Origin of the sequence: Methanospirillum sp., assembly GCF_028679455.1 — an archaeon.
In the GTDB taxonomy this organism is placed as follows: domain Archaea; phylum Halobacteriota; class Methanomicrobia; order Methanomicrobiales; family Methanospirillaceae; genus Methanospirillum.
Map to the genome: position 1 here is coordinate 1 of NZ_JAJRBM010000332.1, position 5657 is coordinate 5657.

General features: G+C 47.8%; 6 protein-coding genes. 2 read left to right on the top strand and 4 right to left on the bottom strand.

Annotated features, from left to right (window positions below; genetic code table 11):
• Together LUQ50_RS11430 and LUQ50_RS11435 are read right to left on the bottom strand one after the other, a co-directional pair.
• Window positions 1-508: hypothetical protein (locus tag LUQ50_RS11430; protein WP_300039962.1), on the bottom strand; the 508-nt coding region annotated here is incomplete at its 3' end.
• A gap of 197 nt (window positions 509-705) precedes the next feature.
• The gene (locus tag LUQ50_RS11435; RefSeq protein WP_300039963.1) at window positions 706-984 is read right to left on the bottom strand and encodes an acylphosphatase; all 279 of its coding nucleotides are present in this window, start codon (window positions 982-984) and stop codon (window positions 706-708) included.
• Window positions 985-1095: 111 nt separating this feature from the next.
• Here LUQ50_RS11435 and LUQ50_RS11440 point away from each other — a divergent pair, with 111 nt between their 5' ends.
• Window positions 1096-2721: a diadenylate cyclase gene (locus LUQ50_RS11440; protein WP_300039964.1), complete on the top strand. Its 1626-nt coding sequence runs from the start codon at window positions 1096-1098 to the stop codon at window positions 2719-2721.
• Window positions 2722-2743: 22 nt separating this feature from the next.
• Here LUQ50_RS11440 and LUQ50_RS11445 read toward each other — a convergent pair whose 3' ends face one another.
• Together LUQ50_RS11445 and LUQ50_RS11450 are read right to left on the bottom strand one after the other, a co-directional pair.
• A complete protein-coding gene (locus LUQ50_RS11445) occupies window positions 2744-2887 on the bottom strand; it encodes a rubredoxin (protein ID WP_367279000.1) in 144 nt (47 codons plus the stop codon).
• A gap of 76 nt (window positions 2888-2963) precedes the next feature.
• Window positions 2964-4817 carry a PAS domain S-box protein gene (locus LUQ50_RS11450; protein WP_300039966.1) on the bottom strand — a complete coding sequence of 618 codons (1854 nt, stop codon included), beginning with the start codon at window positions 4815-4817 and terminating at the stop codon, window positions 2964-2966.
• 139 nt (window positions 4818-4956) lie between these two features.
• Between LUQ50_RS11450 and LUQ50_RS11455 the strand changes: the two genes are divergently transcribed.
• Window positions 4957-5657: class 1 fructose-bisphosphatase (locus LUQ50_RS11455; RefSeq protein WP_300039967.1), on the top strand; the 701-nt coding region annotated here is incomplete at its 3' end.

The window sequence follows — 5657 nt, forward strand, 5'->3', positions numbered from 1 at the left end:
GGTTAATGAGCATCTCAAGATCCCCATGATATCCGTTGGAAGAGATCCGGGCACGAAGGTTCCCTTTTTTCATCTCCTCCGATATTGCAAGGATATCCCTGATAACCCGGGATTCTGCACTGTTGTCAATGATTGAAAAGATGAGGAACTGCCCGTATGCCGGATCAGTCGGTCGTATCGTACCTCTGCTGTCAAAGGTGGTATTATCAGCGCGGGAAAACCGCCATTCAATATTCAGATTTTTTCCCTGGACAATCCGTGAAAAAAGTGGTTGAATATGGATTGCTGAGTTAGAACCGTCCGGTTGCGTCGGTGGTGAGAGACTGAGCAGATCTTTTCCAATAATAAATGATTTATCTGGTGACTTGAACAGTCTGGCAGCAGACTGGTTGCATCCACAAAACCGATCATTCTTCATTACCAGAACCGGCCCGGGGATGTTGTCAATTAAGGCAAGGACAACCGGGCTGTCAAATGTGGTGATATTTTCTGTTACTTCTGAGCCCATATCTGCAAATCTCCTATCCCTTTTTCCCGGAATCCAGGATACACTAATGAAGATAGTGTCAAGTACTATAGCATCTCATTCAATCGGTATAAATAAATATAGGTCCCTATTTGTTGAGTAAATAAATATCTCATATTATTGTATATATTCCGAAAATTGTCACATAATTCCGGGGTTCGTTAGGATTCATCATCAGGTTATCGGCGAATTTCAAACCCGGTCTCACCAGTAGGAGTTTCACGGGCGATCACAACCCGGTCGACTCTGATGATATATGAGTCCCGGGCATAGAGCCCTTCTATCATCGAATTCACATCTTCTTCTGGTCCTTCGATAGCCGCTTCAACCTTGCCATCGTCACGGTTTTTTACCCAGCCATTGAGTCCGTACCGTGCCGCAAGATCCCGGGTAAACATCCGGTATCCTACTCCCTGAACACGGCCCTCAACCACAACCCGCACTCGTTTGGGATCCATACTCACCAATACATCATCGCGGTGGATTATGAGTACTCTGGGACTTGCTGTTTCGGCAGACTAAAGCATCATGGAACTGATACCTGCTTATAGACAGACTATCAGAAAACCGTGATTGTCTGTGGAGACCTCATGATCCGTGTTCTGTTAATTCAAGGTCAGGGCAGTCAGACATTGGTGCATGACCTTACGGGTCGGATGGAGGTGGATCTGGTCCAGTCTTCTTCGGTTCAGGGTGGACAAATTCAGGCAGCGAAAGGATCTTTTGATATCATCCTTGCTCCAGGTCCCGGATCGTATGAGTGTCTTGAGCTTGCATATCTTCCTGCCCTTCTTACGTGGAATCAGTCTGTTCGTTCATCAGGTACTTCAACAGTATTTTTGCTCTATTCTCCTGCCGGTGAATCATTGGTGATCACTGATATCAGTGCTGGGATTGTACCGGTTGAACCAGGTCCGGAATCAGTTCGTACCCTTATATCAGCATTCAGGCAGGCATCAAGCCGGGGGCGTCTTGAACGTTCCTTCCGTACCGGGTATGATCTTCAGAGCCGGGTTATTGCCTCAATGCCACTTGCATACCTTTCCCTTGAGAATGGTCTGATTGTGGGATGCAACCCGGCATGTGAGCAACTGAGTGGGAGGAGTAGTGAATCACTGATCGGATCCCCCTTTTCTGATCTGATTCGTGCAGAAGAAGATCCCGGTGTCAGGTATGGGGCAATCCTTCATACCTCTCATGAAGGAACAATACCGGTTCGCATTCACCATCCGTTAGGATCTGATTCAGGGAATTTTCAATCCGGGATGCTCTTTCTTGAAGACCGGCGGGAACCTGAACAACTTACTGCCAGCCTCAGAGATACCGAACGGGAATGCAGGGAAAAACTCTGGCTTTCTGAAACCCTGGTACTAAAATTTGCTCCGGATGGAATCATTACCTTTGCCAATAATGCCACACTCCGGTGTTTTGGGTATACAGAACTGGGGCTTCTCGGTAATCACATAAGCCTCCTGCTCCCTTCGGGTCTTGATCCGCAGGCTTCTCCGCTCAGCCTGTTCCTCGGGGTGGCCAATGAATCTGAGCCAACCGCTATTCATATCATGGAGCATCTGCGCAGTAACGGAGGCAAAATATACATCGCCTGGACAACTAAGGCATATTATACCAGTTCCGGAGAACTTACCGGTCTTCTCTGCATCGGCACTGACATGACTGATCAGACGCCGGAAGGAGAAGGCAGGATCAGTACCCGAATCTGGCGTGACCGGGTTATTGATGGAACTGATGTGCTGCCAGAGGTCTTTGATGCGATCCTGCAGGCCTGTATTGAGATTGCACGTGAAGGCCGTGAGGGCAAACCAGTTGGCACTGCCTTTTTGGTCGGAGATCGGGAAGCAGTAATGGCCAGGTCCCGTCAGTTGATCCTCAACCCGTTCTATGGTCACCCTGCAGAGATGCGTACCATCATCAAGAAGGATGTGCGGGAGATGCTCAAGGAGTATGCCCTGCTTGATGGAGCATTTGTCGTATCAGGAGATGGCATGCTTGAAGCAGCAGGCAGGTATATCACGGTGGATGCAAGCGAAGCTTCACTCCCGAAAGGGATGGGTACAAGGCATTCATCAACAGCAGCGATTACCACCGTGACCCGGACGGTAGGTCTCGTTGTCTCTGAAAGCGGTGGCAGGGTTTCTGTTATTAAAGATGGAAAAATAGTGAAAGTTATCGGGTGATACCTGTTTATATCCGGATTTTTCAGACGGTGATGAACATGCTTTTTGCAGCCATACAGATCGGACAGACCCAATCCTCCGGGAGATCTGCAAAATCAACACCCGGGGCTATGTCCCCGTCCCCGTTATCAGGGTTATATATATGTCCGCAGATTGTGCATCTCATCGATTTCATATCACTGAGTCGGTCTCCTTTCCCATTAAAGATGGAGGGTTGCTCATCAGGCTTGTATGGTTTTGTATCAGGTTGGTGAGAGTCGTCTGAATGTACCAGATGAAAACGCGATCTCAAACCTGGCTCCCTCGCCCTGAACTCCTGTTTCGGTGATAGAATTTCCTGATATGCCGAGGATCTCTTTTGCTAGAAAGAGTCCGTACCCGGTATTTTTGCCAAACCCACGGTCAAATATCCTCTTCTTCTCAAAGGGATCGATACCGATCCCGTCGTCTTCATACACGATGATGAGATTTTCCCCCTCGAACCTGCATGAGAACCGTGATCTGGTAACTCGTTTCCCATGCCGTTCGGAGTTATCAAGAAGGCAGAAAAAGACTTTCTCGAGGAGGGGATCTGCAAGAACTTCAAGACAGGTCAATGCCGTATCAACCTCGATGGTAGCGATACGGATAGCTGCAGCAGCTTTGCTGATAATCACCGGGATATGCTGCCATACTGGTTCCTGAATCCCGATATCCTGGTATGTCCGGGTGAACGAGATCTGTTCTGATATCGTCTCTCCCGCGGCCATAACTCGTTTTAGCATGATATCGATCTCAGGATCATGATTCATCTCAAGTGCCATGTCAGTGAATCCGATCAAGACCGAGAGTTGATTGAGCACATCATGGCGGGTGATGCTCGAGAGCAGATTGAGTTTGATATTTGCCTGCTGGTATGCCTTTTCAATCGCTTTTCGAAAGGTGATATCGCGTTTGCTTTCACGGCGTCCAATCCATGTGCCATCATCTCTGAAGACCGACTGGCAGATGTGGCTGATCCATCGTTCTTCTCCTGATTTGGTGATCATCCGGTAGTCCATCTGACAGGCTCCGGTATCTGGAGAAAATACTCCCTGGTAATGACTCTGTATCTTATCCCTGTCGTCAGGATGAGTAATCATGATCACCAGTTCAGGATCAGTAAGGAACTGCTCTGCCTGGTATCCTGAAATTCGTTCGCACGATGGGGATACATACCGGTACATCCCTTCCGGACTGAGCCAGGCTTCCCAGTCATAGGTATAATCCGCAAGGGTCCGGTATTTTTCTTCACTGGCGTATACTATCTTCTCAAATTCTTTGCGATCACTGATATCAAAGATGATTCCGATTATTCCGCATACGGATCCCTGCTCATCATAAAGGACATTTTTAGAGAAGAGAACATCCAGATATTCCCCTTTTCTATTCTGGATCCGGTACTCATATTGTTGAACATACGAATGCTCGATGATAAGTTCATCCATGTGCTGGTAATGTTCTGCGAGTTCCCGGGAGAAGAGATCATAACAGGTATTTCCGATGATCTCTGATTTTGCATACCCGATCAGATCTTCAAATGCCTTGTTACAATCCTGGTACACTCCGTAAACATTCCGGCAGAATACCGGAGCCGGAATTGCATCCATCAATGCATCAATAAATGAGTGGTCGCGGGGGATACTTTCCAACGGCTCCCTGTCAGAAGGTATCTGGTGGTGGTTTGACTGCCCGGGTGATCCCTGCTGCTCCTGACTGAATATCCTATGAATAATGCCGGAAAGGGTGGTGCACAGGATATCTGATGTTGCTGTCCTGGGGAGTACATAATCAGCACCTATATCATAAGCGGTGAGCAGAATTTCATCCGTTCCAGCATCCATCAGATAGATGAAGGGAATCGTATGACCTGATCTTCTCAGGTCTGAAAGAAAGGTGAGATTCTCATCCGCGGGACAACCTGATATGATAATTCCAGCCTGGTGACATGCCAGGATATCCCATGCTTCACTGATGGTGGAAGTCTGATACAAGTTAAAGTGGTGGGGCTGCCTGATCCGGGAACAGATCTCTTCACGAAATTCAGGATTAGCGTCCACGAATAGTAACGATCCCAAGAAGTACCTCAGGCTAGAGAATACTCACTGGGCATATAAAACTACACCGAATTGAATTCCTGATCTCTCTCTTGAGATAATCCTGATCCAAGCCGGTAAATACCATGCAGATCCACCTTTTCTGACACAGAGTAATAGAATGGTCTATCTTCAAAAATATCTCGAAGATTGTGGCTGCGATCCCGATCTTGTCCAACTCATCCGTCTCATCTCCCGTCAGATGGAACCAATCCGGAAGGCTTTTTTCGATAACCAGTTTTATGAACATACCCTGAATGCTTCGGGTGAGGTTCAGGCAGCACTCGATAAGTGGGCTGATGCCCATCTCATCCGGGTAATCGGAGAATCCGGATATGTCCGTGAGATCGCTTCAGAAGAGCAGGAGGGGATCGTCAGATTCGAAAATTCCAGGCGCGATTATGCATTGGTAATGGATCCACTTGATGGTTCATCGCTCATTGCAACCAATCTTACCGTAGGCACGATTGTCGGGATCTATGAAGGGGGCGGTGTCATGCAGAAAGGTACCAACCTGAAGGCTGCCTGTTATACCCTGTTTGGACCACTCACCGTTCTAGTGGTCTCGGTTGGGAAAGGTGTCCAGAGTTTCGCCTGGGATCCGAAGTCTGAACATTACTACCTTCTTAAAGATTCCTTTGTCATTCCGGAAGGGAAGATTTATGGAACCGGAGGGGTGCGTCACGATTTTACTCCAGCTCATGAACAGGTCATCAATTACTTTGATGATGAAGGGTTTAAGATCCGGTACTCCGGCTCATTTGTAGCAGATTGCCATCAGTTGCTCGTATATGGTGGTATCTACTCCTACCCGGCATTGAA